Origin of the sequence: Xanthomonas sp. 3058, assembly GCF_014199765.1 — a bacterium.
Classification (GTDB): Bacteria; Pseudomonadota; Gammaproteobacteria; order Xanthomonadales; family Xanthomonadaceae; genus Xanthomonas; species Xanthomonas campestris_B.
This window is the reverse complement of record NZ_JACHOF010000019.1, coordinates 20,474-45,952: the sequence shown is the minus strand read 5'-3', so window position 1 is coordinate 45,952 and position 25,479 is coordinate 20,474. Positions and strand designations below refer to the sequence as shown.

Genomic DNA, 25,479 nt, shown 5'->3' with positions numbered 1-25,479 from the left:
TCCTCAGTAAATGACTAGTGGCTTCAAGTCCATGCCGCTGAGGCTCTTGCTGGCCACTCTGTTCTGGCGGTCGGTGGTGGTACCGGCCACCTGCACCACGCTGAACCGGTCAAGCCGATACTCGCCCCCGAATTCCTTGACATAATCTGTATCTGGGTAAACCTTGACCCGTCCGGGTACGTAGCGGGCCACATAGCCCAGGCGGGTCTTGTCGGTTGTCGAGTTGGGTAGCGAGCTGTGCATCAGCATCGAGCGGAAGATTACGAACTGGCCCGCTTTCATCACGATCGGCACTGCCGAGGCGTCATCCGGCTTCCACGACTTGTCCTTTTGCAGCGTGGTGTAGTCGTAGCCTTGGAATCCCCGTGCATACTGCCCCTTGACCACATTGTTGTTGGCAACCGGGTCGAAGGTCATACCTTTGGATTCATCGTAGTTCATGTGCTTGTGGCTGCCGGGGATAAATTGCATGCAGCCGTTTTCTTCGGTGGCATCGGTGAAACCCGTCCACACATTGATAGCGCCGCCGAACGGCTCGCCCTCGGGCCATACCAGTTGCGGCTCGCCTGATGCGTGACCAAAGGTGTCTGCCTGGTGCCAGTCAGTACCTTCGTTGCCTGGGTATTTAGGGATGAACTCGCTACGCCAGCAGATGACGTCCGGACCGAGGATGCTGCGCACCCGGTGCACGATCTCCCTGCGAAACACATGACGGGTCAGCAAGTCCACATCCAGGTGGCGGTCGTAGTTGGTGATCTGGGCATCCAACGGCGCGTCGTAGGGCGCATGGGTACGGTTGAACAGTTGTGCTCGGACCGTCTTATGCAGCTGTTTCATCTCTTCAGGCTCATAGAGCGTGAAGGGACCGATATACCCATCCCGATCAAATTGCTGAAGCTCCTCTTCCGTCAACGAAAAGTCAGTGATTTCCATGTTGGCTCCTGATAGAAGTTACTGGGTCTTCATGGGTTGCGTAGTACTGCACCCACTCTTGCAAGGTGTTCAGCCTGGCGACTTCGTCGTAAGGGGCTCTTCTGCCGAGTAGTTCGTTGATGCGGCTATGGGCCATGACCACGCTCAAGGATGAGGCGCCATATCCATAAATTGAGCTTTCCAGCTGCAGGTTGCTGGTGCCGAGGATACCCGACCAGATATCCAGCACTGCCGAGCCGGCCTGCAGGGACGTCACCGCGACCTGCTCCGGTGGCGGTAAGGAACGCTTGTCGACCTTGCCATTGGCTGTCAACGGAAGTTCCGCCAAGTAGTGGATCCGCGCCGGTACCATGTAACGGGGAAGCCGGTCGCCCAGTAGTCTCATGAGCTGGTCTTCTTCAACAATTGGCCAGCCATACTGGAACACGATGTAAGCGTGCAGGCTGTTTTCCAATTCGTTCATGGCATGCGCCTGCACCACCGCCTGGGCGACACCAGGCAGTTGGGTCAGCGCATGCTCGACCTCGGCGATCTCTACTCGGAAGCCTTTGATCTTTACCTGTTCGTCGATGCGGCCCTGGTAGAAAAGCCTGCCGTGCTCATCTTGGATGACATAATCGCCGGTCCGGTAATAGGTGCCTTCCGGTAGTTGCAGAAAGCGGGTCTGAGTCAAAGCTTCGTCGAGGTAACCCAGGGCCAGATTGACGCCCGTGAGTAGCAACTCGCCGGGTGTGCCGATCTCTACCTCTTGCAGTTGGGGGTCGACAACCTTTCCATGCACCTGGCTTAGGAAGTGGCCGATGGGCAGTGCGTCACGCTCAGCGTCCTCAGGCTTGTTCAGGCTGTACCAAGTGGAGAACACCGTATTCTCGGTCGGGCCGTAGCCATTCACCAAGGTGATGCTGGGGTTGGCCAGCAGCAGTGCGCGGGCATGCACCGGTTTGAGTACTTCGCCGCCAACGTAGAGCACCCGTACCGCGTCGAGCATTGAAAGGCGGTGCTGCGCCACCAGGTGAAACAGTGAGGTGGTCAGTAACAGCACATCACACCTAGCCGCCCGTACGCAGTGATCCAGTGCATCTATATTGAACGCGCCAGGTTGCAGGGTGAGGCGAGCACCGGTCAGCAGCGGTACCCAGATTTCGAACAAGGCAGCATCGAAGCCGATGGACGAATGATGTACATAGCTGCCGGGCTTGCCCTGGACTTGGTGCTGTACGTTGTCTACTAGATTCAGCAACCCATCATGGCTTATGCGTACCCCTTTGGGGACGCCGGTAGTGCCAGAGGTAAACATCACCGTTATCACCGAGGCATCCTCCATACGCCGTCGCATAGGCTGGCGTAGCGCGGGACCGTCGGAGCTCAGGGTGCCGCAGTCGTCCAGCCGAAAGCACGTTAGCCGCGGGTCAGGGCGACAGTCTGCTGGCTGACCGAGCAATAGCACATGGGTGCAGCCCAATTGCTCCAGCAAGGCGATCAGGCGTTTGTTTGGTGTGCCTGGTTCAATGGCGACGTAGGCAATTCCTAGTTTGCAGCAGGCCAGTACCGTTACCAGATACTCAAGGCACCGGTTGGCCAGCAGTGGCAGGTAAGGATGGTCTGCCAGACCATGACTTGTTAGCTCTTCGCTACGTTCCAGCACCTGCGTCTGGAGCTGTTGATAGGTAACTAGTGTTCCTTCCTCGACTACCGCAATTGCGTCTGCCGCTTGCGTGCAGACCGACTCGAATCGGCGGTAGGCTTTGGGGGGGACTGAAGGGTGGGAGTTCATTGAACGGCCCTCTGCTTGTGAAGGGCCAGAAAACGGGTTATCGCCTGGTACAAATGTTCGCGGCCATCGACAAAATCGTGGTGCTGGCCATCAGGGTCTTCCACCAGTTCACTGTGAGGGAGCAACTGGGCGATGTACCGGGAAGATGCGGTGTCGGTATAACGGTCCTGGCTGCCGCACCACACCAGCGTGGGCGTCTTTAAGGTCTGCGCAGTCCTGGCCAGTTCCAGGCTCGCCAGGCTGTTGAGGAACATTAGGTACTGGCGAAACGCAGACAGGTCTCGCAGCGGGCGAACCTGCTGGTAGCGATAGTCACTCGGGGTATAGGCGCTGTTGGTATACAACAGACTTACGGCTTCGTAGACCTGGGCGCAATTGCCTTGGGGAATGGACTGCATCATACGCTCCACGTCGCGCTCGTATTGGCTCTTGATCACCCCGTCATCTTTGAGAAAGTACGCGCCATTAAGCAGTAGCAAGGTGCGACAAGCACCTTGGCCGGCTGCCAAGAGTGCTAAGGGCGCTGAGGAGCAATAGCCTACCAGTGCATCTAGCCGCACGGTTTCTGGCAGTGCTGCATTGAACTGGCGGATAAAGTCCGCAACGCCTTCTTCGGGATTGACTCCGGGTGCGTTGGCGTACGCCAGCCAGGTGTCGCTTTCCAGGATGATCAGATTGAAATGGCTGATCAGAAAGAGTGCGGCGTTCTTCATGTAGAAGCACTGGGTACCCACGGGCGACAACAATAGGAGGGTTTCTCTGGCGGGGTCGAACGGCAAGCTCTGGACACAGATCACCTTTCCGGCTCGCTCTAGCTCCAGGTTCAGTGTCACCAGGCTGTGCATGGCAACCCTCTCAGGCTTTGTCTGCCACAGGGGCGACTTGCAACTGCACAAGCACCGTTTGCTTGCAGGGCGCCAGGAAGAACTGCTCCATATTGATGTTGGCGCCAAACGCCTCGTTTATCTGACCAATCAACTGGATAGCTGTGAGAGAATTGGCACCCAGGTCGAAGATATCTTCGTCGTTTCCCACTGGACGCTGAAAAATGGCCTCAAAGATCTGATCGAGTTTTGCTGAGCTCATGGTTTACCTGCCTCGTCGTCAATAAGGGGGACGGTTGCCCGGCACATCGGTAAGCTTCACACCACAGCGCGACAGCCGGCGGCCTGCAGGAGGCTGACGTGGGGCGATTGCTCGTTCAAGGAGACGGCCCGCGCTCAACCACGAACCGACCTTAAAGGCGTACCGGGCGAGCGCCCATAGTCCATTTTGACGAAAAGGGCCCAGGGGATAGGATTTACTGGAGGTATACGGAGTCCATGCCGAGTGTGGTGTTTCAGAAGTTCGCGCAAGAATTGATACTGATACGCCCAGGGTTTCCTAGACATCTCAAGGCCATGGAAAATGGTCGATTCGGAGGTGTCCATAAGCAGCAAGCGATATACGGATGAGTTCAAGATCGAAGCGGTCCGGCAAGTGACCGATCGTGGGTTCAAGGTGGCAGAAGTCGCCGAGCGGCTGGGTGTCACGACGCACAGCCTGTACGCCTGGCTGCGCAAGTTCGGCAAGTCTGGCGTGGTGCATCGCGCCGAGGTGGACCAGAGCGCCGAGGTTCGGCGGCTGAAGGCAGAGTTGCGTCGAGTGACCGAGGAGCGCGACATCCTAAAAAAGGCCGCCGCGTACTTTGCCAAGGGGTAAAGTACGCCTTCATGCAAGCCCACTGCGGGGAATTCAGGGTGTGTGCGATGTGCCGGGTGTTGCGGGTCAACCGGGCGGGTTATTACGCCTGGTTACGCTCGCCCGACAGTGCGCGCGCAAAGGAAGACCAACGCCTGCTGGGATTGATCAAGCACCACTGGCTGGCCAGCGGCAGTGTCTATGGGCATCGCAAGATTACGAAGGATCTGCGCGATCTGGGTGAGCGTTGCAGTCGCCATCGGGTGCATCGGCTGATGGCGCCGAAGGACTGCGTGCCCAGGTGAACTATGGCCGCAAACCGCGCTTCCATGGTGGAACGCAGTGCAAGGCGGCGGCCAACCTGCTTGATCGGCAGTTCGACGTGACCGAGCCGGACACGGCTTGGGCCAGTGATTTCACCTTCATCCGCACGCACGAAGGCTGGATGTACCTGGCTGTGGTGATCGATCTGTTTTCCAGACAGGTGGTCGGCTGGGCGATGCGCGATCGGGCCGATACCGAGTTGGTCGTGCAGGCCCTGCTATCGGCAGTGTGGCGGCGCAAACCCGCCTCCGGCTGCCTGGTTCACTCGGACCAAGGGTCGGTCTACACCAGCGACGACCGGCGCAGTTTTCTGGCATCCAATGGCTTGGTCTGCAGCATGAGTCGGCGCGGCAACTGCCACGACAATGACCCGGTGGAGAGCTTCTTCGGCCTCTCAAACGCGAGCGGATCAGGCGGCGGGTCTATCCCACCAAGGACGCCGCTCGCGCCGAGGTATTCGACTACATCGAGATGTTCTACAACCCCAAACGCCGTCATGGTTCAACTGGCGATCTGTCGCCTGTAGAGTTTGAACGGCGCTACGCGCAACGAGGGTCTTGAGTGTCCAAGATCGGCACACCATGCAGACCGAACTTGCCCGGCTGAAAAGCTTGACACACGAGGCTCAGCAAGCGGAACAGCTCGCTGCTGCAAGGACCTCGGAGCTGGAGCGTCTTGTAGAGCAGCTTCAGCGTCAGCTGGCCGAACTTGGCCAGCAGCGCGACGCCTTAGCTTTGCGTGCCACCGGTGCAGAAGGCGCCAGTGAAATGCTGCGGAAGCTAGCTACGAGCCGGCGAGAAGCAGCGCTGAATGTTGGACGGAGTCAGCCCAAGCATCCAGAACCTGTGCGGTCTAAGCGAAGTCGCGGCAAAACGGCTCCCTGATGCCAAGCAAGGCATGGTGTCGTGCTTACTACGCGGAGAGCACCCAGGCCTTACTTAGGATCGTGTCCCGTGGGAGAGAAAAAGTCCTTACAAATCAATGAGGGGCACGCTCCGAGGAAAAAGGACACGAATTTAAAAAACTGACAGATAGGCCGCCAGGCCGCACAGGAGCGTCAACACAGTCAATTTCGCATAATGTATAGAGGGTCGGCGTTATGGCGACAGGGGAGAGGGCTATCAGCAACGCCTCATGAGCTCCTGTGTGCACTCCGATTACTACCAGCGCGACCACCGCGGCGGCCGCGCTTAGCCTGTCCAACACTGATCGCCACAGTGCACGTTCTGCTGGAGACCCTGCGCGCTCGGCGTGAATGCGTGCCATCCACGATCCGCCGTCAAGCTTAGCCATCGCACAAAGTTGCGCAATTCGTTCATCTGACAGCGGCTTATCGCCCATCCGCGCCTTCGAAAGAAGCTGTCGCTGGATACCCAACTTAGTCGCCAAAGCCATGTCTGACGGGAGAGAGCAACTCTCTTTCACTTTGTCAAGTAGCTCGTCTACGGCTGCCATGGTGTCCTCGTGGTTGACAAGATGTGGTCCGTTTAGATTACATGCTCGTGTGTCGTCCTTGTGGACCACACCCCGCCCCCCGGTACCCCCCGGGGGGAGCCCGGGCTGGGTAGGGTAGCCGTCACCGTCCCGAGAGGGGCTACTGCCAGAAGCAGGTGATTGCGAACGACAGTAACAGGGGAAATTTCGTGACGCATCACTTTATTCTGACCGGCTCGCTGGTGCTGATCGCGTGCGCCTTCCTGCGCGCCGCCATCTCTGCGGTCGCCTATCGCCGCCAGTCCGCGTTCAACCGCGTTGACCGCAACTACCGCTCTGCTGCCCTCATTGCCAACGCCAAGCGTGAGGTGCGTTGTGCTTGACCTCCCCGGTCCGAAGCTCCACGAGCTCTACTCCCTGCGTGCTCGCGCTGCACTTGCCCGCCAGCAGCTGCTGGTGTCTGTCTACGATGCGCTCATCGAGCAGCGCATCCAGCTCATCGGCAACACCCCGGCGGTGGCTCTGTGACGCCCCTGTTCGCCCTTTGCCTACCCTTTTCACCGGTCGCACCCTGCAATCAGACCGCCGCAAGCCCGGCGAAGCCGGGTGGCCCGAGCAGTAACACGGGCCAAAAGTCTCAGACCATCGAAGGTCTTTCAGCGCCGATAGTCGATTTCTGCACTTTGGTCTTTGACACCGACAAGGCCATCAAGGTGCTCAAGCGGATGAGCGTTCAAGACATGGTGTCGTATGTCTTCGGCACCTCGGGCAGCATCGTTGCCGGTGCCCTGGTCGATCGCTTGTGGAATTTCCGCTATCAGCGCAGCGCCATCCTCATCGATGAGACCTCTAGCGTCTGTGGCCGCGTGGGTATCTCTGATGCTGGCGAGGTCTGCATCAGCCTGACAGGGCAGGGGTGCACGCACGTCCCCAATTGGCCCTATGCCGAGCGCATTGCGGAGGATCTGGGTGCACACCTCACGCGCCTCGATGTCGCGGTTGACGACCACATGGGTCTGTCCTTCGACGTTGAACAGTTCCGCGAGGCGTACCAGCAGGGCGGTTTCACCATGAACGGCCGGCCTCCGCTCGCTAAGCACATCAGTGACGAAGGCAACGACAAGGGCTGCTCCTTCTACGTCGGCCAGAAGGGCCACAAAGAGCTGTGCGTCTACGAGAAAGGCAAGCAACTCGGTGACCCTGAGAGCAAGTGGGTGCGCTGCGAAGTACGCCTCTACGCCAAGCGCATGATCCTGCCTCTCAGCGCCATGTCCGACCCTGGCAAGCACTTTGCGAGCGCCTACACGCTGCTCGCTGACTTTGTCATCGGCCAACTGGAACGCTTCGAGCTCAAGGAACGCATGGTCAATCCCTCGGTCAAGGCCATGATCGATTTCATCGACACCCAGGCAGGCAGCGCCCTCCGCGTGCTGTGGAATGCGCTCAACACCCGCAGCCACGAATACGCCGTGTCGGTCCTGGACCGCTACCTCACCCATGACGGTGTGCCTGGTCGTTTCAAGAACCTGCAACAGCTCGATCTAGAGATACGGATCTCCAACCAGTTGGATGAGCTGTTCCCTGATTGCGCCGACTGAAATTCGCTGCACGTCGTTATGGCCACCGACGTGGGTAACAGCAAATGTGGTCAACAGAATCACCCGGATCTTCGGGATCAATCAAACCTAAAAAGGGTTACACCATGAGCGCAATCAAGGTCACCGTGTTGAACAGCGAAGTCGATGAGCGTGGCGGCACGTTCGAAGATGAGAAGGGCAAGGAGCGCAGCTACACCACGCGCAAGCAGAAATGCCGCCTTGAGGTCGATGGGTTCGTTTACCCCTACGAGGCACGCCTGGAAGACGGCCAGAAGGCGTTTGCGCCTGGCGAATATGAGCTGGATGTCGCCGGCATGCTCCAAGTTAACAAGGGCAACATCGCGCTGGGCAAGTTCGCCAAGCTCAAGCCCCGCGCCGCCGCGCCCGCACGCGCTGCCTAAGCCATGGCCGACAACGATCCGGTAGTGCACACCCAGACCCTCGTACTGACGTGCAAGGTCGATGATTTCGACGCATCTACCGGTCAGTGTTCGGCCCCGTTCTATAGCCATCCACCCACGCTGTTTCCGTATCTCAGCGCAGCGGATGGCGCACAAATCGCGTTCGCCATTGTGGGGACGTGGACTGTCGGATTGGTCGCGCGGCTGATCATTCGGACAACACAACTTGAAAGCCGCAACAACTCGTTTTAATCACTCACTGGAGAGAGTCACCATGAACATCGCACTGCGCAACGCCCGCAACAACGTCGTTTCCTTCGCCACCAAGACCCGCACCAAGGCCGTAGCAGCCGTTGCCTCGGTCGCTGCCATGGCATCGCCTGCAGCCTTCGCCCAGGTCGCCAGCGAAATCGGCGGCACCGCACAGGCCGAATTGACCGGCGCACAGACCATCATCGTCGGCTTGCTCGGCACCCTGGTGCTGATCGCCATCGGCTTCGTGGTTTACAGCCTCATCAAGCGCGCGAAGTAATCCCGCCTGTTCCGCACCAACGGGGCAGGGTGATCCTGCCCCTTTTTTTTGGGGAAAATTTCATGATTGGATACGTCATCATCGTTGGTGTCCTCGGCGCGATCTGGCTCGCCTACGAGGGCGTGTGATGCGACTGCATTGGATCGCCCGCGTCTTCGCCTCTGCGATCGCACGCCGGCTCGCATACGTACTGGTCGCAGCTGTCCTCGCCTGGTGCGGCATGGGGCGCGCACATGCTGCAGGCTTTCCAGACAAGGGCTCTGCCTACGCCGCATGTGCAGCTGCGTCTGCTGGTCACTCTGCCTGGTCGAACGGCAGGCAAGTCACCACTGATTGCGAGAAGTTTGGCGATTGGCCGCAATACACCTGTTACGGAATGACTTCTAACGGCGCGCAGATCGTCGGCTGTTCCGGCAAGGATCCGTTTTACATCTGGCCGATCGACGCGGAGTGCAAGAAGCGCCCCGACTACAACGGCGCATTTCCTGGCTCATTGAGCGGCACACCTGTCAGCGGCTCTTACCAGTGCAACACTGGTTGCTTGCAGACATGGACGCCTAATTCTGATGGCACGTGGAACGGCACTTATCTCGCTGACACAGTGTGCAAGCCCGATAACAACGACTGTGGTGGTGGCTTCCACTACAACGCCAACCTCGCCATGTGCGAGCCTGACGCTCCGCCTGAGTGCCCCAAGGGCCAGATCAAGAAGGCCAACGGCCAGTGCACCGACAATCAGTGCCCCGAGGGCATGACGTTGCAGCAGGACGGCACGTGCGGCCCATCGAACAACGAGTGCCCTTCCGGGCAGATCAAGTCTCCTGCAGGCGGGTGTTTGCCTGGTGATGGTCAATGCGCTGCAGGCGAGGTGCGCGGACCCGATGGCACTTGCAAGAAAGATGGCGACGGCGACGGCGATCCCGACGAACCCGGCGATGGTGACAAGAGCCAGTTTTCAGGTGGCGACAACTGCGAGAACCCGCCCAGCTGCAGCGGCGACGCCATCATGTGTGGGCAGGCTCGTATTCAATGGCGTATCGATTGCAACACTCGCAGAAACCGCAATGTTAGCGGCGGCACCTGTAACGCCTCTCCTGTCTGCACAGGTGAGAAGTGCGACGCGGTCGAGTACAGCTCGATGATGTTCCAGTGGCGCAGCGCGTGCGCTGCAGAGAAGCTTCTCGCCAAGGGTGATGGCACTGGCACCGGTCAGCCAGAGTGGACCAAGGTCAATGGCGATGGTACTGGCGGTGCTGGCGCTGATCCGGAGAAACCGCATCGCACCGTTGCACTTGGTGTCGGCATGCTCGATAGCGGTGGCTTCCTCGGCGGTGGTGGATCCTGTCCCAAATTCGGCTCTGTCAGCCTCGGCAAATATGGATCGGTTGACCTCGATCAGTGGGATTGGATCTGTCGTTTCTTCGCTGCGGTGCGCATGGTGTTTATCGCCCTCGGTTCCTTCATCGCATTCACCATTCTTGGTGGTAGGTCAATCTTCTGATGGACGCAATTCTTAGCAAACTCACCGGCCTTTTGATTACCGCTCTCAAGCTCGGCGCTGGTGGAATTGTTGGTCGCGTTATGGCGGGCATCGGCTTGACTTGGGTCAACTTCACCTACTCGATGCCGGCGGTGAAGCAGTGGATCGCAGACAAGTTCAGCGGCATGCCTGACAACGTGCTGACCATTCTTGCTGCCTCCGGCATCGACGTGTTTATGACACTCATCGTCAGCGCTATCGTTGCCCGTGTCGGCATGCGCGCTTTCGTCACTTCTGTTTCAGCACTCGAAAGCATGATTGGAAAGGAGCAGGGCGCATGATCTACCAATTCACCGGCCAACCAGGCCACGGCAAGTCACTGCATGCGCTCGACTTGGCGCTCAAATTTAAGGATGAGGGCAGGGTGGTTTACGCCGGCAACATCCGTCAGCTCGATTACCAAAAATGCGGCTTGATGCCGATCACGCCCGACCAGTTCAAGGACTGGCCTGCGTTTCTGCCTGACGGCTCTGTTTGTCTGATCGATGAGTGCTATGAGCACGACATGCTCCCTAAGCGCGGCCCTGGCACCAAGACCCCGCACTGGGTTGAGCAACTCGCCAAGCATCGCCATCGCGGCCTAGATTTCATCTTCGTGTGTCAGTCGCCTGCCAAACAGATGGACAGCTTTGTGCATGATCTGATCGAGACGCACACGCACGTTCGGCGCCGTTTCGGTATGAACTTCGTGCACCTGCGGATCTTCGACCGCTATGAGTCGCGCCCCGAGAAAGCGCACCCGTTGATGCTCAAGCGTGTCAGGCTTCCTAAGCGGCCGATGGGCATGTATCAGTCCACCGAGCTGGATACCACCAAACGCGGAGTTCCTTGGTACTACTACGCAGCCGGCGTGCTGCTGGTCCTCATCATCGGTGGCGTCGTGTTTGTGGCGAATCGCATACACAACCAGCTTGACGGGGATCGCCTCAAAGAAGCGGCCAAGACAACGCCAGGGAGTGACGGAGCGGCAGCGACGGCGCGCCCTGGCGGTGGATTGGTCGGATCACAACGCAACCTCGGAACGCGCACCGAGTATGCGAGGATCCACGAACCCCGATTCGGTTCGATGCCCTGGACCGCACCCGCCTATGACCAGCGCGAAATCACCGCCGACCCCGAGCTGTACTGCATGTCTTCTCTCGCCGGGCGTGATGCCGCTGGACGCATGCAGGAAGCCTCGTGCAGCTGTTTCACTGAGCAGGGCACCCGCTACGAGCTCGACCAGCCTCAATGCCGCACGGTGGCCCGCCACGGCGCTCCCTATAACCCGTATGGCCGCAGGGGGCAGGGGAGCCAGCAACAGCAGTCACAGCCCCCGCAGGCCGCACAAGGCATGTCACAACCTGCGCCCGGCATGGTCGTGGGCAAGGCAACCCGCACACAGGGCACCTTCCCCGAATCTCCGCAGGCCAAGGGCGGCAGCTTCACTGCGCCCACCACCCTCGAAATGTAGTTCCGTGACGCGTCATATAACTAATCATTATTAGACTTTTCTGACGCGTCAGATTAATATAGATACATCAGATCAAGGGGCAGGGCATGGATACCAAAGATATTCTCGTCGGGATTCAAATCGCAGTTCTGATTTTCTTCGGCATCTTTCGGTGGTACATGGCTGGTCGCCGCGAAGGCAAAAAGGGGATTATGTGATGCGTGACGAAAAAGACCCCGGCACCCTTGAAATGCAGCTGCCCAAGCGTCGCGGCCGTCCGCCGCTCAATGGGTTGTCAGCGCAAACTGCTGCTGACCATAGCCGCGCCTATCGCCAACGCCGCAAATCACAGCTTCGTGCTGAGGTCAAGATCGCTGACATGAGCGATATGGCCATCATCGACGCCTTGCGCCGTGCCGTGTCTGAAGGCATGCATAGCTTGGTCGTGATCTATGCGAAGGAGATCCAGGAGCGCCATGAAGTCATCTGATAATTCTGACGCGTCAGAAAAACAACATCGTCCAGTGGGCCGTCCACCTCGCGGCGAGGTTGCCATGTCTGCTGCCGAACGTTCTGCCGACTACCGTGCCCGCAAGGCGCGGCGTCTGCGCGTGGGGCATGCAGCGCCTCGGCAATTGTCTGATGGCCTGTTGCTCGACTTGATCCGCAAGTCCATCGACAACGGATCTGCCGCGCAGACCGTCGCACGCCTGGTCGCCGAGTTGTCTAGTCGCTATCCGATCAATAATTCTGACGCGTCAGATAAATAAGCCCACTTAAATCGTGATTCATCACGAAAAGGACATGCCATGAATGAAGACATTGCAATGTCTGTTGCCGGGTTAGTCATGGTCGCTGCCATGATCCTCGGCGCTGTGCTTGGCGTCATCGACAATTACCTCCACCGTCGCCGGATACGTGACGCATCACGAAACAAAGGGGTGTAGGGGCAGCGCCCCTACGGATAACGCCTCACCCGCGCCGTGGACCTCGAGGCCCACGCGTCCTACGCACTACCTGCGCTCGATCGGCGGACCCCGCGCCATCCACCACTGCAGACCGCTTTTTGCGGCCACGCTGCAGCACATCCCGCAGGTAGATCACCTTGCACGGCTCAGACTTCCTAGCTCCTGGCGTCCTTGTGGCCACAGGCGTTCCCGGCACGTCTCGCCGGCTTTGCCGTTCCTCGGCCATCATCACTGACCACTCCCGCGCGATGCAGCACGTCAGCGACCAGAAGGTCATGTTCGTGGGGTGCAGCTCGCGACCCTCGGGCGTGAAGAACTTGCCCCCTTGAAAACCAAAACCGGCCCAAGGGCCGGTCAGGTCTACGCGATCGTAGGTGTCTACCTTCATCGTCCAGTCCGCTTCCTGTGGAGGGACCAGCAGTGATAGGCCGCCACGGCGCACAGGAGCGTCAATACAGCGACTTCGCATAATGTATATTATGTCAGAACGCCGTTTGACCGACTGACTCGCCTGCCGCCCACCTTGAGCCATTCGCACAGATACCTGCCGAATGCCCATCGCGATGAGCAATATCAGCCACTAGGCTCCATCAACGCCGCGAACACGGCGCGAGATCCCTTGTACGGCTTGCGCCCGTGCGCGAATTTCATGTTGTCGAGCAGCAAGACATCGCCAGGCTGCCAACGAAACATCAGCGCCTCGCTAGAGAAAGCCTGTTGGATCCGGTGCAGATCATCCTCGGAGATTTCCGTGCCGTCGCCGAAGCGCGCATGCCTTGGCAGCTTGTCGGCGCCAAACATGTTCATCATTGCTTGTGACTGCGCGTGCCCCAGGCTGGAGACATGGAACAGGTGAGCCTGATTGAAGAAGACTTTCTCAGAAGTCTCCGGATGGAAAGCGATGCCCTGCGCCCGATTCGAGGTGCGAAGCAAGCCGTCGGCGCTCCAGTGGCAAGAGATGCCGTTATCTGCGCAATATTCGTCGACTTTCGATCGATCTTCTGTTTGGAAGACGGTTTCCCAGGGAAGATCGATGTTCGGGTGGTAATGGCGAATATATTCGACCCCCTTTTCTTCCATTCGCTCGATCAGTTCCTTGCCAATGTTTCGGGACACTTCGCCCATCGGGGCGATCGGGGTTTGTCCGCCTTCAGCCGGTGCTTCAATACAGCAGAACGCCAACAAGAGCGGCCACGTCGTATGGTACGCACATTCGTTGTGCATCGGAATTTCAAGGCGCGCTGGATAGTTTGTCGCGGTGGATACCCGGTGCGTTATCTCGGTCCTCGGCGTGGATCGATAGACGTATTTGTACTGTTGTCGCGATACGCTTTCGACAAATTCATCGAAGTGTTTTATTTCAGAGACCTCGAAGCCACGCAAGAGAATGGCGCCATGTTCGTTGAGTTCCTGCCGGTAGCGCGGCATGTCGGGAACGATGACATCAACCAGCGAGTGCCGCCCGCTTGTCGGTGAGATGATGGTTGGCCCCTTTCTGCTTTCAAATAACGGGGAATATTTGAGCATATGTCCTCTTTATCATTAAACGTTGGGTTGTCATGCTTGGGCGATCGCTATTGTCAAGGACGCACGCGCCTTTGGATATAGACCTGCCGCGCGTTGGCGCGCTGCGACAAGTCGCTGCCACGATCAAGCAAGCATCGGCACCGCCCGGGTCACAGACTGCAATTCATCATTGCTATGCCCTGCATGGTCGCTACCCTAATGACATCTCCCCGCTTCCGGCTGTCCGAACACGTCCGCCTGCTCCCGCGTATCAATGGCTGGTTCGCCCATCCGTATCTGATTTCGCCACTCACCTTCGGTCTGTATACCGAACACTCGCATCTGGCAATGATGGACTCGTTCCTGGAGGATCCGGAACAGCACCGCGCGGCACTGCGCGAGCCTGACATGCGTGGCGGCCCTTTCATCGACCATACCGGCGATGTCGCCGATATCCGCAAGCTGCGCGATCAAACCCTGCAACGCTGCGCGCCCCAGCTGCGCTACGCCGAGGCGATCGCCGCGCTTTATCAATTGCTGCACAGCGAAGCCAAGGGCGCCGGCCTGGCCGGTTTGTACGGCAAGATCGATCCGCTGATCCGCGACAAGCTGGAAATCTTCTACGATGTTAGCAAGCAGCCTGGTGCGCGTTTCATGGAACGCCAGTTCTACGCCAGCGACGCCTACGATCCCGGTCTGCAGACCGCAGTGCTGGAACCGGTCAGCGAACAGGAACGCGCGTTCGCGCTGAGCACGCCGCAGTTGCCGTCGGCAGCCGGTTCGCTGGAGTTGAGCGTGCCCTTCGCCGATCCGTTCTGGGACCAGCTGTGCGGCGGCATGTCCGATGCCGATGCCCTCGCCGATCTGATCCTTCGCCACGCGCCAGCCGGTACCACGCGCGCAGAAGCCCTCGCCTTGCTGACCGATGCGCCGCTGCCCGAACACCCGACGCCGGACGGCGTGCGCGTGCGTTACTTCGGCCATGCCTGCGTGCTGATCGAAGGCGCCGGAGTCAGCGTCCTGATCGATCCGCTGATCAGCTATCCGGGCGAATGCGCCATCGACCATTTCACCTTCGACGATCTGCCGGCCAAGATCGACTATCTGCTGATCACCCATCCGCACCAGGATCACGTGGTGATGGAAGCGTTGCTGCGGATCCGCCACCGCGTCGGCACCGTGGTGGTCGGACGCGCCGGCGGCGGCGACTTGCAGGACATTTCGCTGAAACTGTGCCTGGAGCAATGCGGTTTCGCCAATGTGGTGGAACTGGCCGACTACGAGGAACTGCGGTTCCCGCAGGGAAGAATCGTCGGCGCGCCGTTCTACGGCGAACATGCCGACCTGGATATCCGCGCCAAACTGGTCCACGCGGTGGAACTGGACGGCAAGGTGTGCGTGCTGTTCGCCGATTCGCGTCCGCCGATGGTGGAGTGCTACGCGCAACTGAAGGCGCTGTTCCCGAAGATCGACTGCATGTTCCTGGGGATGGAATGCGTCGGTGCACCAGCGACATGGCTGTACGGCCCGCTGCTACAGAAGATGCTGACCCGGGGCGAAGACCAGTCGCGGCGCCTGGACGGCTGCGACTGCGCGCTGGCCAGCGCATTGCAGGACTTCTTCCTGCCCGAACGGCTCTACGTCTACGCCATGGGCGCCGAACCCTGGGTCACGCACATCACCAGCATTCTGTATTCCGAAGATCTGCCGCAGTTCCGCGAGGCGCGCCAGTTGGAGGCGACCGCCCACGCGAAAGGACGCCATGCCGAACTGCTGTTCGGCCGCTGCGAAATTACGCTCTAGTCCAGGTATCGCTCATGTCCGATGCACCACGTTATCTGCGCGCCAATGCCGTGGCGCGTCCGCTGCTGAATCACTGGATCCTGTGGGACATGCTGATCCCACCGGTGCAGTCTGCGCTGGTGGTGGCCAAGCAGCAGCTGCCGATCCTGGAGTCCTATCTGCGTGCGCCCGCGCAGCACGCCCAGGCGGCGCGCGATCCTGTTCTGATGGGCGGGCCGTGGATCAATTATCCCACCGACAAGAGCACCGAGATCGCGCAGTTGCTTGAGCGCACCCGGGCCATGCAAGGCGATACGCTGGCGCTGGCCGCGGCGCTGCAGGCCCTGGACGATCTGTTGCGCCGGCAGGCAACGGGGCAGTCGCTGGAAGCGTTGTACGCGCAGATCCCTGCCGAACTGGCGGGCCTGGTCGAACTGGTCTACGACCTCAACGATCATCCCGGCCTGCGCTTGCTCGAAGGCCTGATGTATCGCAGCCGCTTCTATCGACGCGACCTGCAACAATTCGCTTTTGGCCTGGTCGAACGCGACTGGCTGCCGTACGAGCGCAGCACACCGGTGCTTGAATCAACTGAGACCCCGGTGCTGAGCCTGCCCTGGGACGATACCCGGCTCGATGCCTTGTTCTGCGCCGAGCACACGCCGGTGGTGGTCGATGAACTGGCCGAACTGCTCGGCATCACTGCCGCGCAGCGTCCAGGATTTGCGCGCTTGTTCGATCTTGCGCCGCCAGCTCAGCGCCATCGTCCACCCGTTACCGGGGTGCGGATCCGCTATCTGGGCCACGCCTGCCTGCTGATTGAATCTGACCAGGTCAGCATCCTCATCGATCCGTTTGTCGCTTACGAGTATCCGACCGACCTGCCCCGCTACACCCTGGCCGATCTGCCCGAGCGCATCGATTACGTGCTGATCACCCATGGGCACAGCGACCATATCCGTCCGGAGATCCTGCTCAGGCTCCGCAACCGGATCGGCAGCGTGGTGGTGCCGCATAGCGCCGGGCGACGCCTGCAGGATCCGTCGCTGAAACTCATGCTGCAGGCGCTTGGATTCGAGCGGGTCATCGAACTGCACGAATTTGAACGCATTGCGCTGCCCGATGGGGCCATTACGGCGTTGCCGTTCCTCGGCGAACATAGCGATCTGGATATCCAGGGCAAGGCCGGCTATCACGTGCAGCTCAAGGGCTGCAGCACTGCGTGCCTGGCCGATTCCTGCAACCTGGATCCGGCCCTGTACCGGCATATCGCCGCCGAACTAGGCGACATCGATGCGTTGTTCCTGGGGATGGAATGCGAGGGTTCGCCGCTGAGTTGGGGCTATGGTCATCTATTGACCCGGCGCATCGATCCAAAGCTGGACCGCAGCCGGCGTGATCGCGGCTCGCATGCCGACGAGGCCATCGCGCTGATCGAGGCTTGGCCCGCGCGCAGCGCCTACGTGTATGCAATGGGCCAGGAGCCCTGGTTGAATCATGTGCTGGCGATCAACCAGTCTGGCGAGCACCTGGGCCTGCGCGAGGCTGATCGCTTCCTTGCCTATTGCCGCGCGCGTGGCATCGATGGCGAGCGTCTTTTCGCAATGAAGGAACTCACCCTGTCCGCAGGCTGAGCGTGGACAACCGGCCACGCCGGTTTTTGCCTTTTCGCCTGCCTCCCCTCCCCCTACCCCGCCCTGTCCTCCCGACGGTATCCCGTCAGGAGGCAGGGCAGTAACGCGGTGCTCAGTGCTCCGCCGCTGCCATGGCGTCGCGCAGGCTCTTGGGACGCATGTCGGTCCAGTGTTCGTTGACATAGTCCAGGCAGGCCTGCTTCGGGTTGGGGCCGAACACCACCGACCAGCCATTCGGCACGTCCGCATAGTCCGGCCACAATGCATATTGTTCTTCGTGGTTGATGACCACGACGTAGATCTGGTCTTGCTCGTCGTCTTGGATCGACATCTGTACGTCCTCCGGTGGGGATGAGTGGCGGCGTGTTGCACGCATCGGGCGATGCGCGATGCGCGGGGCGTCGGCCGCAGGTTCGACGCGCCCGTGGTCTTTCGATCAGGTCCCCGGCGGTATGCCGGGGACCTGCAGTGTTTCCAGCGCCGGCCCGCGCAGGTCCGCAGGGCACTGCGCGTTGCGTGTCGGCTCGGGGCCGACCAGGTGCCCGTAGTCCAGCGTCAGCACACGGTCGGCCAGGTGCCGGTAACCCTGGTCGTGGGTCACCAGCACCAGCGTCTTGCCGCGCGCGCGCAACTCGGGCAACAAGACGGTGTAGAAACGCTCACGAAACGCCTGGTCCTGGTCGGCGGTGAGTTCGTCGAAGATCATGACCTGGCGGTCGTCCAGGCAGGCCTGCACCAGGGCCAGGCGTTTGCGCTGTCCCTGCGACAGATCCACGCTGTCGAACACGCCTGCCGCCTGGTCGAACCCGACCTTCTCGGCAAGATTCACGCGCTCCAGCCAGGCATGCACCTGTGCCGGATCGGCCGGTGCGGCGTCGGCCCCGATGGCGTGCTCGAACAGCATGAAGTCGAAGAACACCGCGCTGAACATCGCCCGGTAGCTGGTCAGCGACAGGCTGGTCCCCAATACCTGTCCATCGACCAGAATGCGTCCCTCGCTGGGGCTCAGCAGACCGCTGAGCAGCAGCAGCAGGGTCGATTTGCCGCTGCCGTTGCCGCCGGTGACGAACACCGTTTCGCCGCGCCGCAAGGTGAGGTCCACGGGGCCGAACTGAAAGTGATCGCCGTTGTCGCCGGCATAGCGATAGACCACCTGTTCCAGGCACAGCGTGGTCCAGGTCGGCGCCATGCTGGCCGGTGCGGCGGCGACCGCTGCCGAGGGCTGCGCGGACGGCGCATCGTCCAATCCCACTTCGCGCAGATGGCGTACGCTCGCCGATGCGCTGCCGACCTGGGCACCGAGATCGAACAGCGCATTGAGCGGACCGCTGATGAACAGCCCGGTGATGACGAATTGCAGGATCGTGGCCGAGGGCAGTTCGAACAGATAGCGCCCGGCCAGGATCGCGGCCAGCACCCAGCCATAGCCGATCAGCTCGGCGCAGGCATCGCTGATGCCCCAATGCATGCTGGTGTCGAACTGCGTGCGGCGCGCGCTCTCGATCGCCGGCCGCAACTGCGCCTGGGCGAAGTGCCCGGCCCGCGCTGGCGACAGGGTCAGTTCCTTCTTGCCCTCCACCAATGTGCGCAGCAGGCCGTTGAGTGTTTCCTCGGCCTTGCGCATACGGTCGAAGGCCGGACCGGTGAAGCGCCGGGTGACGTAGAACAGCACGCCCGACAGGCCGATGAAAGGCACCACCACGGCAAACAACGGCAGCGACACCCAGGCCAGGTACAGCAGCCCCCCCAGCGACAGCAGGCTGTTGGTCAACAGCACCGGCCCCATCTGGATCATCTGCGCCAGGCGTCCGACATCGCCGATCAGCGCGCCGAACACCGCGTGCTTGCGGTGCATCAACCGTTCCAGCGGCAGCTCCAGAAAGCGCGCCGACAACTCCACGCGCAGGTCCGCCATCAGTCCGCTGCTGACGCGCGCCGCCAGGCGTGCCGACAGCAGGCGCACGACGAGCGCGGCGCCCAGCAGCAAGCTGCCGCGCAGCAGCGCATCGCGCATATCGGCATGCAGCGCATTGGTCGCGGTGGCGTTGAGGTAGTCCAGCAGCAGCATCGAGGTGCCCGCGCTGGCCGCCGACAGCAGCGACATGCCGGCCAGCATGCGGGCATGACGACGCAGATAGCGCTGGATCAACATGGCATCTCTTCTTTGGCTGTGGTGGAGGCAGTTCCATCGGCCAGCACGTGGCCGCTCGCCGACGGCGTTGCCGCGCTCATCGGCCGGACCAGCGCGGGGCGCGCTTTTCCACGAACGCCAGCGGCCCTTCGCGGCTGTCCTGGCTGTGGCGCCGACGTTCCTCCCAGGGATAGCGGGTGGCGAAGGCATCGGCCAACGGCAAGCACGCCGCCGTGGCCGCCGCCTGCTTGATCGCGCGCAGCGACAACGGCGCGCACGCCAGCAGATCGGACAGCCAGCTGTCCACGCACGCATCCAGCTGCGCGGCCGGGACCACGTCGTTGACCAACCCCAGCTCCAGCGCTCGCGCCGCGCCGATGCGCCGGCCACTGAGCAAATAGCCCATGGCGGTGCGGTACGGCAATTGCCGGGTCAGGCGAAACACCCCGCCGGCCCCGGCAATCATGCCGAGCCGCGCTTCGGGCAATGCAAACTCGGCGGTATCGGCGGCGACGATGATGTCGCAGGCCAAGGCCAGTTCGAATCCGCCGCCCAGCGCCAGACCGTTGACCCGGGCGATCACCGGCTTGCACAGCTCGAAGCGTTCGGTGAGGCGTGGCCATCCCGCCGCGCCCTGGCTGCCGAACGACGAGGACGGCGCGCCGTTGGCAAGCCGCGCTGCCAGTTCCTTCAGGTCCTGACCTGACGAGAAGGCGCGCTCGCCGCTGCCGCTGAGCACGGCGACCCACAGCGTATCGTCGTGCTCGAAGCTGTCCCAGGCCTCGGCAAGCGCGGCATGGGTGGCCAGATCGAGTGCGTTGAGCACCGCCGGGCGGTTCAAGGTGATGCGGGCGACATGGCCGTCGCGTTCGAACAGCACCGGCATGTCGTTCATCCGAGGACTCGCGGGTCGCACAGGAAGCGGCGCAGGCGTCCGACTCCGTCGTCGATCTGCGCATCGGTGAGATAGCTGCAGGACAGGCGCAGGCTGTGCTGGCCACCGTCGTCCACGTAGAACATGTGCATCGGTGTCCACAGCACGCCGTAGTCGCGTGCGGACAGCTCCAGCAACGCCGCATCCACCGGTATGCCGAGCTGCATGCAAACGAAGAAGCCGCCGTTGGGTCGGTTCCAGCGCAAGCCCGGATGCGCGGCGGCCAGATCGCCGAGTTCGCGCCGCAACGCAGCCAGCAGGCGGGCGAGCTTGCCCTGGTAGAACGCTCCGCGATCCGCGCCCAGCGCAGCGAGCGAACCGCTACTGCCCAACAGCATGCCGGCGGCAATCGCCTGGCAGACCGGCGAGGTATTGACCGTCACCATGCTCTTCAGCGTGGCCAGGGCATCGGCCAGCACCCGCGGCGGCCGATCGGCCACGCGCTGATCGGCGATCACGAAGCCGACGCGGATGCCCGGCAAGGCGATCTTGGCGAAGGTGCCCATGTGGATCACTCTGCCCGTGCGATCCATCGCCTTCAGCGACGGCACGCCCTGCGCGTGCGGGACGGTGAAGCCATAGGTATTGTCTTCCAGCAGCCAGAAATCGTGCGCGTCGGCCGCATCGAGCAAGGCCTGGCGTTGTCCACGATCGAGCAGACTCCCGGAGGGATTGGAGATATCCGGCGCCACGTACAAGGCGCGCACCCGGCGGCCCTGCGCGCGCAGTTCGGCACAGGCGCGATGCAGTTGATCCACATCGACGCGGCCATCGTGCTCGTCGATGCCGAGCAGCGCGATGTCGAGCGCGCGCGCCGCGCCCATCGCGCCGACGAAACACGGTTGCACCACCGCCAGGACGTCGCCGGGCGCGGCGAACAGCGCCCGCAGCACCAGAAACATCGCCTCCTGGAAGCCGACCGTGACCACGATGCTCGACGGCGCGATCTGCAGTCCCTGATCCTGGCGCAGCGCCTGCGCCAGCAGCGTATTGATGATGCCGCGGCTGGGGCCGTACTGGAACAGGCGCCGACGCACCTGCAGCTCGCTGAGGCCTTCGGTTTGCGCCACGTACGCGAGATAGGTCTGCAGGTGGGCGCTCAGGTCCAGCGGTTCCAGCAAGGCCGGCGCCGGTGCGCCTGGTGCGAACGAAATGGCGTCCGGATAGCGGTCGATCACTTCGTTGAGAAAATCGATCGCTCCCAGCACCGGCTCGCCCAGGCTGGGATGCAACTCACGCGGGTCCAGCGTCGCCAGTGCCGGTGGCGGCAGATCAGCCAACGCGGCGCTGGGATGCACGCTCATGCGGACCACCGCTGGCGCAGGCGCGCAAGCACGTCGTCGGCATAGATGCGGCTGCACTGCACCAGGACGAATTCGGTCATGTAGCGACGGAAATCCTCCGGCGATTCTTCCGCCACGCACAGCATGCGTCGGTTGGGCGCCACCGCTTCGCTGCGCATCTGCTGCACCGCCCGGGCGATCGCCGCATCCATGTCGCCGGCGTCGACGACGTCGTCGGTCAGGCCTGCGGCATCCGGTTCCTCGGCACGGATCACGCGTCCGCGCAGGATCATGTCGCGGGCGATCCGATTGCCGGTACGCAGACCCAGGCGCAGATTGGCCGAGCCCGGGACGATGCCCTCCTTGGCCGCAGGCAAGACGAAATAGGCCTCGCGTTCGGCCACCACATGGTCGAACACCAGCAGCAATTGCAGGCCGCCACCGATGGCGAAGGCGTCCACCCCCGCGACCCAGGGTTTCTCGATGGTGCGCTGGCGCGCATCTGCGCCCGGCCAGCACAGGCCGCGTCGGATCTTGTTGAGGTAGGTGAACTCGCGACGCAGCAGAAAGTCGACGAAGGAAATCTTGCCCTGGTGCAGATGCTGCAGGTTGATGCCCGAACAGAACACCCGCCGGCCAAGGTATTTGGGATGTTGCATCGGGCCGCCACGCACCACGCCGACCATGACCTGCTCATCGAGCAAGGTCAGGTCCACGGCCACTTCCATCGCCTCGACCAAGTCATTGTCCTCGGCGTTGAGGCCGGTCTGGTTGGCGACGGTCAACCAGGCGGCGCCATCGCGGCGTTCCAGATGGACCGGGCCGATCTGCACCTGCGCTTGGCTGCGGAACTGCGGCAACAGTTCGAGCGCGCGCGTGGTCGGCCGCAGCAGGCTTTCGATGAGATGGTGGCCGCACTCCGGCTGCCGCAGCACGCCCCACAGGACGATGCCCTGGTCGATCTCCCAGCCTTCCTTTTCCGACTGGATGCAGGTGCTTTCGTGCGCCCACTGCGCCTGGCTGGGCAGCAGGCCAGGCACGAGCTCGGCGGCAGCGTGCAAGACCTCGTCCAGGCGTAGCGCCAGGGTCCGCTCCTGGGTCAGCGTCGCATACAGCCAGTCGCCGTGGTGGCGCATGAAATCCATGCGCGCGGCCCGGCAGCGCGCATGCACGGTGGCGGCGTGCTGGGCCTGGGTCTGATCGCGCTGTGCAGGCACTGGCAAGGCGGCGAGCGCCTGTTCGGACCAGGCCGCCAATGCCTGCAGCTGCGCCAGGTCGTCTGCCAGCGGCGTCATGCCGACACCATCTGCGCCGGAGCGTCGTGCCCGCAATCGGCAGCTGCATGCTGCACGGCACGCAGCTGGCGACGGCGCAGTTCCACATCGCACGCGGCCAGATGCTGGCCCACGGCCTGTTCGTAGGAATGGGCGGCGCCTTCGAGCAGCAGCAGGCGCCGACTCGGCAGCACCTGCACGTCGACGCCGGCCAGCGACGCCAGCCATGCGGCGATCGCGCCCTGGCCATCGTGGCTGACCTGATCGACCACACCCAACTGCGCCATGCGCGTGCAGCACAGCTGCGTTTCGAACAGGAACACGGCGCGCGCCGCGCCCATCCCCAGGCGGGTGCTCATGCGCCGCATCGCCATGCTCGGCCATGCGGCTTCGCCGTTGTGCACGCAGACGCTGGCCGTGGGCGCGGCGATGCGCTGGTCCACCGCCAGCAGCAGGTCCAGCATGCCGGCCGAACAGGTGTTCTCGATCCAGGCCAGCGACAGACCCTGCAGGCGTTCGAAGCGGCGCATCGCCTTTTCCCAGCGGTTCACCAGGTCCAGGCTCACCGCGCCCGGCCAGCATGCTGAGGCCGACAGCTTGGCCGTCCCGCGCAGGTGCAGGATCAGGACCGCCGGTATCGCGGCGTCTTCGACTTCATCGCAGGCGGCGGTGAGCCGTTGGATCTGTGCGTCGTTCAGCGCGCTGGCGGCGTCGATATCCAGATGCACGAGATGCACCAGGGGACTTGATGGATCGCTCATGAAAAATCCATAGGGTCGATGGTCGGAATCAGGTGTGGTCTACCAGCGCAGCAGCGCGGTCTCGATCGACGAGCCGGGCCCCATCGTCATCATCACGCCCCAGTCGCCAGGGCGAACCTGCCCCTCCTCGATCAGGCGTGCATAAGAGAACAGGAACGAACCGCTGGACATGTTGCCGTGGTCGCGCAACACGTCGATGGTGTGGCGCATGTCGTGGCTGGTCAGCATCAGGTTGGCCGAGATCGCGTCGATGACCTTGCGTCCACCCGAGTGCACCAGCCAGTGGGCGATGTCGCGGCGGCGCAGACCGGTTCCCTCGAGCAGGCGGTCGATCACGGTCGGCGCATTGGCACCGACCACGTACGGCACGTCCTTGTGCAGACGGAAATGGAACTTGCCATGCGCCTGATCCCAGACGAAGCGCATCGCATCCAGCGCCTCGGGAATCACCTGGCTGGCGAACTTGCACACACGCGGCCCGCCATGGCCATCGGCGCTGTCGGCGATCACCGCCAGCGCTGCGGCGCCGTCGCCGAACAAGCTGTTGACCACTGCCGTCTCGATTCCCTCGTCGTCGACGTAGGCCGCCGAACACACCTCGATGCACAGCAGGATCGCGAGTTTTCCCGAATTGGCGTTGGCCCAGTTGACGACCGAGTTGAAGCCGTTCAAGCCGGCGTTGCAGCCCATGCCGACCACATCCAGACGCACGCAGTCCTGACGCAATCCCAGGCGCTGGATCAGCAGCGAACTGAAGCCCGGCGTGAGCAGCCCGGTGGTGGTGACACAGCACAGGTACTGCACCTGGTCCAGTTGCGCCCCGATCGATTGCAGGCAGCGGGTCAATGCGTGTTCGCCGATCTCCAGGCCGATGTCGCGGTGCTTGTCGAGCAACTGCGCCTGCGTTTCGCATGGCGCCGCGCCTGTGTCGTCGCGCTGCGGCAGGACCAGGCTGCGCGAGTCGATACCGTTGCGCAGGAACACCAGGCGCCGCCGCTGATCTTCGATGCCGAAGCGGTCCAGCACATCCGGCTGCGAGTAGCGGCTGCCAGGCGTTGCGGTACCGACGCCACGAATGCGCGGCACGGTGGATGGCGGTGCGTCCGTCGATGCAATAGCCGCATTGAAATTCATGCGTATCCAGGTTCCAGCGTTGCCCGGGATGAATCGCCAAACGATCAGGGCGACAGCGATGCCGAGCATGCTGGTCGATGCCCTGTCGGGGTACTTGCTCGTGTGCGCCGATCAGTTGCCTGTCAGCGTCACTGGACAGGGCGCGCACACGACACCCTGCATCGGCGCTGCGGGGGCGAGCGCCGGGTTGGTGGCAAGGCGAAGTGGTTGCGCGGTTAGCGCAGACACGACCGCTAAAGACAAACCGCAGTCACTGCCAGTCAAGTGCGCAGGTGCCCGAAGCACTACAAAACCTACCTACGCAACTGCAAGTTGGGTCAGGTACGTGCAACGCCCGATGTCGATGATCCTGTTCCGGCGCGATCGCCAAGTGCCGCGTCTTCCGCCACGTACTGCCAGGCGCACGCTCCGGTGCTGGTCAGGC

Annotated in this window: 28 protein-coding genes and 1 pseudogene; 15 read left to right on the top strand and 14 right to left on the bottom strand. The window is 61.9% G+C overall.

Going from position 1 to position 25,479, the window contains the following annotated elements; genetic code table 11:
- Positions 1 to 3: 3 nt before the first annotated feature.
- Genes GGR61_RS17535 through GGR61_RS17520 form a run of 4 tightly spaced genes read right to left on the bottom strand, consistent with a single transcriptional unit; the run spans position 4 to position 3,793 of the window.
- Positions 4 to 933 (bottom strand): chlorinating enzyme, encoded by a 930-nt coding sequence (locus GGR61_RS17535; protein WP_184408468.1) that lies wholly within the window; start codon positions 931 to 933, stop codon positions 4 to 6.
- Complete coding sequence (locus GGR61_RS17530) at positions 920 to 2,707, bottom strand: non-ribosomal peptide synthetase (protein ID WP_184408467.1); 1,788 nt, start codon at positions 2,705 to 2,707, stop codon at positions 920 to 922. The genes GGR61_RS17535 and GGR61_RS17530 overlap by 14 nt, the downstream gene beginning before the upstream one ends.
- Positions 2,704 to 3,552: an alpha/beta fold hydrolase gene (locus GGR61_RS17525; protein WP_184408466.1), complete on the bottom strand. Its 849-nt coding sequence runs from the start codon at positions 3,550 to 3,552 to the stop codon at positions 2,704 to 2,706. Before GGR61_RS17525 ends, GGR61_RS17530 begins: the two co-directional genes overlap by 4 nt.
- A 10-nt stretch (positions 3,553 to 3,562) precedes the next feature.
- On the bottom strand, positions 3,563 to 3,793 hold the full coding sequence (locus tag GGR61_RS17520; protein ID WP_184622983.1) for an acyl carrier protein: 231 nt from the start codon (positions 3,791 to 3,793) through the stop codon (positions 3,563 to 3,565).
- 342 nt (positions 3,794 to 4,135) lie between these two features.
- Between GGR61_RS17520 and GGR61_RS17515 the strand changes: the two are divergent.
- Positions 4,136 to 5,272: pseudogene (locus GGR61_RS17515) on the top strand (IS3 family transposase).
- Between the two features lie 417 nt (positions 5,273 to 5,689).
- Here GGR61_RS17515 and GGR61_RS21400 read toward each other — a convergent pair.
- A complete protein-coding gene (locus GGR61_RS21400) occupies positions 5,690 to 6,166 on the bottom strand; it encodes a DUF3693 domain-containing protein (protein ID WP_184622981.1) in 477 nt (158 codons plus the stop codon).
- Positions 6,167 to 6,321: 155 nt separating this feature from the next.
- Between GGR61_RS21400 and GGR61_RS17505 the strand changes: the two genes are divergently transcribed.
- From GGR61_RS17505 to GGR61_RS17450, 12 genes are all read left to right on the top strand, one after another.
- The gene (locus tag GGR61_RS17505; RefSeq protein ID WP_184623009.1) at positions 6,322 to 6,528 is read left to right on the top strand and encodes a hypothetical protein; all 207 of its coding nucleotides are present in this window, start codon (positions 6,322 to 6,324) and stop codon (positions 6,526 to 6,528) included.
- Positions 6,521 to 6,673 (top strand): hypothetical protein, encoded by a 153-nt coding sequence (locus GGR61_RS17500; protein ID WP_184622980.1) that lies wholly within the window; start codon positions 6,521 to 6,523, stop codon positions 6,671 to 6,673. The genes GGR61_RS17505 and GGR61_RS17500 overlap by 8 nt, the downstream gene beginning before the upstream one ends.
- On the top strand, positions 6,670 to 7,743 hold the full coding sequence (locus GGR61_RS17495; protein WP_184622978.1) for a replication initiation factor domain-containing protein: 1,074 nt from the start codon (positions 6,670 to 6,672) through the stop codon (positions 7,741 to 7,743). Before GGR61_RS17500 ends, GGR61_RS17495 begins: the two co-directional genes overlap by 4 nt.
- 104 nt (positions 7,744 to 7,847) lie before the next feature.
- On the top strand, positions 7,848 to 8,144 hold the full coding sequence (locus GGR61_RS17490) for a single-stranded DNA-binding protein (protein WP_184622976.1): 297 nt from the start codon (positions 7,848 to 7,850) through the stop codon (positions 8,142 to 8,144).
- Between the two features lie 3 nt (positions 8,145 to 8,147).
- Positions 8,148 to 8,396 carry a hypothetical protein gene (locus tag GGR61_RS17485; RefSeq protein WP_221237437.1) on the top strand — a complete coding sequence of 83 codons (249 nt, stop codon included), beginning with the start codon at positions 8,148 to 8,150 and terminating at the stop codon, positions 8,394 to 8,396.
- 22 nt (positions 8,397 to 8,418) lie between these two features.
- Complete coding sequence (locus GGR61_RS17480) at positions 8,419 to 8,676, top strand: FeoB-associated Cys-rich membrane protein (RefSeq protein ID WP_184622974.1); 258 nt, start codon at positions 8,419 to 8,421, stop codon at positions 8,674 to 8,676.
- 127 nt (positions 8,677 to 8,803) lie between these two features.
- Complete coding sequence (locus tag GGR61_RS17475; protein WP_184622971.1) at positions 8,804 to 10,177, top strand: hypothetical protein; 1,374 nt, start codon at positions 8,804 to 8,806, stop codon at positions 10,175 to 10,177.
- A complete protein-coding gene (locus GGR61_RS17470) occupies positions 10,177 to 10,497 on the top strand; it encodes a DUF2523 family protein (RefSeq protein WP_184622970.1) in 321 nt (106 codons plus the stop codon). The genes GGR61_RS17475 and GGR61_RS17470 overlap by 1 nt, the downstream gene beginning before the upstream one ends.
- The gene (locus tag GGR61_RS17465; protein ID WP_184622968.1) at positions 10,494 to 11,669 is read left to right on the top strand and encodes a zonular occludens toxin domain-containing protein; all 1,176 of its coding nucleotides are present in this window, start codon (positions 10,494 to 10,496) and stop codon (positions 11,667 to 11,669) included. The genes GGR61_RS17470 and GGR61_RS17465 overlap by 4 nt, the downstream gene beginning before the upstream one ends.
- 196 nt (positions 11,670 to 11,865) lie before the next feature.
- Positions 11,866 to 12,138, top strand: a complete 273-nt coding sequence (locus GGR61_RS17460) for a hypothetical protein (RefSeq protein ID WP_184622966.1) — start codon at positions 11,866 to 11,868, stop codon at positions 12,136 to 12,138.
- A complete protein-coding gene (locus GGR61_RS17455) occupies positions 12,125 to 12,418 on the top strand; it encodes a hypothetical protein (RefSeq protein ID WP_184622965.1) in 294 nt (97 codons plus the stop codon). The genes GGR61_RS17460 and GGR61_RS17455 overlap by 14 nt, the downstream gene beginning before the upstream one ends.
- A 39-nt stretch (positions 12,419 to 12,457) precedes the next feature.
- Positions 12,458 to 12,595 (top strand): hypothetical protein, encoded by a 138-nt coding sequence (locus GGR61_RS17450; protein ID WP_184622963.1) that lies wholly within the window; start codon positions 12,458 to 12,460, stop codon positions 12,593 to 12,595.
- A 25-nt stretch (positions 12,596 to 12,620) separates the two neighbouring features.
- Here the strand turns inward: GGR61_RS17450 and GGR61_RS17445 are convergent, their stop codons facing one another.
- Positions 12,621 to 13,004, bottom strand: a complete 384-nt coding sequence (locus tag GGR61_RS17445; RefSeq protein ID WP_184622961.1) for a DUF3653 domain-containing protein — start codon at positions 13,002 to 13,004, stop codon at positions 12,621 to 12,623.
- 185 nt (positions 13,005 to 13,189) lie between these two features.
- Complete coding sequence (locus GGR61_RS17440) at positions 13,190 to 14,143, bottom strand: TauD/TfdA family dioxygenase (RefSeq protein WP_184622959.1); 954 nt, start codon at positions 14,141 to 14,143, stop codon at positions 13,190 to 13,192.
- A 198-nt stretch (positions 14,144 to 14,341) separates the two neighbouring features.
- On the opposite strand from GGR61_RS17440, the gene GGR61_RS17435 reads away from it, so the two are divergent.
- Together GGR61_RS17435 and GGR61_RS17430 are read left to right on the top strand one after the other, a co-directional pair.
- Entirely contained in the window at positions 14,342 to 15,925 is a 1,584-nt protein-coding gene (locus GGR61_RS17435; RefSeq protein ID WP_184622957.1) for an MBL fold metallo-hydrolase, read from the top strand.
- Positions 15,926 to 15,939: 14 nt separating this feature from the next.
- The gene (locus GGR61_RS17430; RefSeq protein ID WP_184622955.1) at positions 15,940 to 17,538 is read left to right on the top strand and encodes an MBL fold metallo-hydrolase; all 1,599 of its coding nucleotides are present in this window, start codon (positions 15,940 to 15,942) and stop codon (positions 17,536 to 17,538) included.
- A gap of 112 nt (positions 17,539 to 17,650) precedes the next feature.
- On the opposite strand, the gene GGR61_RS17425 is transcribed toward GGR61_RS17430, so the two are convergent.
- The 7 genes from GGR61_RS17425 to dpgA all read right to left on the bottom strand — a co-directional run bounded on the left by GGR61_RS17425 (position 17,651) and on the right by dpgA (position 25,055).
- Positions 17,651 to 17,869 (bottom strand): MbtH family NRPS accessory protein, encoded by a 219-nt coding sequence (locus GGR61_RS17425; RefSeq protein ID WP_053834197.1) that lies wholly within the window; start codon positions 17,867 to 17,869, stop codon positions 17,651 to 17,653.
- Between the two features lie 105 nt (positions 17,870 to 17,974).
- A complete protein-coding gene (locus GGR61_RS17420; RefSeq protein WP_184622953.1) occupies positions 17,975 to 19,690 on the bottom strand; it encodes a cyclic peptide export ABC transporter in 1,716 nt (571 codons plus the stop codon).
- Positions 19,691 to 19,766: 76 nt separating this feature from the next.
- On the bottom strand, positions 19,767 to 20,564 hold the full coding sequence (dpgD, locus tag GGR61_RS17415; RefSeq protein WP_260288234.1) for an enoyl-CoA-hydratase DpgD: 798 nt from the start codon (positions 20,562 to 20,564) through the stop codon (positions 19,767 to 19,769).
- Positions 20,561 to 21,907: a PLP-dependent aminotransferase family protein gene (locus GGR61_RS17410; protein ID WP_184622951.1), complete on the bottom strand. Its 1,347-nt coding sequence runs from the start codon at positions 21,905 to 21,907 to the stop codon at positions 20,561 to 20,563. Before GGR61_RS17410 ends, dpgD begins: the two co-directional genes overlap by 4 nt.
- Positions 21,904 to 23,181, bottom strand: a complete 1,278-nt coding sequence (gene dpgC, locus GGR61_RS17405; protein ID WP_184622949.1) for a (3,5-dihydroxyphenyl)acetyl-CoA 1,2-dioxygenase DpgC — start codon at positions 23,179 to 23,181, stop codon at positions 21,904 to 21,906. Before dpgC ends, GGR61_RS17410 begins: the two co-directional genes overlap by 4 nt.
- On the bottom strand, positions 23,178 to 23,921 hold the full coding sequence (dpgB, locus tag GGR61_RS17400) for an enoyl-CoA-hydratase DpgB (protein WP_184622947.1): 744 nt from the start codon (positions 23,919 to 23,921) through the stop codon (positions 23,178 to 23,180). The genes dpgC and dpgB overlap by 4 nt, the downstream gene beginning before the upstream one ends.
- Before the next feature lie 39 nt (positions 23,922 to 23,960).
- Positions 23,961 to 25,055, bottom strand: a complete 1,095-nt coding sequence (gene dpgA / locus GGR61_RS17395) for a 3,5-dihydroxyphenylacetyl-CoA synthase DpgA (RefSeq protein WP_184409502.1) — start codon at positions 25,053 to 25,055, stop codon at positions 23,961 to 23,963.
- Positions 25,056 to 25,479 lie beyond the last annotated feature (424 nt).